Origin of the sequence: Streptomyces sp. PU-14G (assembly GCF_041028275.1) — a bacterium.
In the GTDB taxonomy this organism is placed as follows: domain Bacteria; phylum Actinomycetota; class Actinomycetes; order Streptomycetales; family Streptomycetaceae; genus Streptomyces.
In genome coordinates, this window is record NZ_JASKYT010000745.1 from 1 (window position 1) to 1015 (window position 1015).

At 78.2% G+C, this 1015-nt stretch carries 1 pseudogene; it reads right to left on the reverse strand.

Features of this window, described 5'->3' with window-relative positions:
* A pseudogene (locus tag AB8Z75_RS35115) lies at positions 1-1015 on the reverse strand (hypothetical protein); the annotation flags it as partial.

Genomic DNA, 1015 nt, shown 5'->3' on the forward strand with positions numbered 1-1015 from the left:
GCCCCTCCCTGGACCCGTCGGGGGGACGCACCCAGCCCGAGGTCGGATTGGTGCCCGTCTCGCGCCCCGTCTCGTCGGAGCGGCGCGGCCCCGGACCGATCGGCACCTGCGTGTTGGGCAGCTGGACGGGGTCCGCCTCCGGGCTGCCGGGCTGGGCGGAGGGGCGGGAGACCACCGGTGCCGAGCCGGGTGCCCCCGCCCCGGGAGAGCCGGCGGAGAAGTCACCGGCGGCGGGGACGGAAGGATCACCGGCGTGAGGAACGCCCCGAACGCCGGACGGACCGGACACGTCGGACGCACCGGACACGCCGGAGGCGCCGGACGCACCGGAGGCGCCTCCGACGGCGGGCGGTCCGCCGGGAGACCCCTGGTGCCACTCGGCAACGGCCGGGCCACTGCCTGCCGCGCCGTGGCCGCCCGGAGCTCCGGACCCGTTGCCGGACATCCCCGAACCGTTGCCGGACATTGCCGAGCCATTGCCGGACATCCCCGAGCCGTTGCCGGAGACACCCGGTCCGTCGCCTGCGGCTCCGGCTCCGGCTCCGCTCATGGCGGGGCCGCCGCTTCCGGCCGCTCCCGCGTTCTGTCCGGGCGCCGCGCGCCCTGCGGCGGGCGGCCCGCCGGGCCCGACGGAGTCCATGGCGGAACCGCCCGCACCGCTGTCCCCGCCCCCCGGCCACGCGGAGGGAGAAGGCGCGGAGGGGGACGGCACGGACGCGGGCGGGCCGGGAGGCGCCGGCACGGAGGGTGCGGGTGCGGAACCGGCGGGTGGCCSCGAGGGGGCGCCTCCGGCGGCCGGGCCCACCTCGGCGGAGGCGGCTGCGTTCTGGCGGCGCATGGCACGTCCGCCCCGGCGGCGCTCGAGGGCGGGGGTGGGCCGCTCCTCCGCGTTCATCCGCATGCACGACTCGATCAGCGACCGCAGGTCCTCGGGCAGTCCCTCCAGGTCGGGGCCCTCGCGCAGCAGCATGAAGACGGTCTCCACGGGGTTGGCCCCGTGGAGACCGTCTTCATG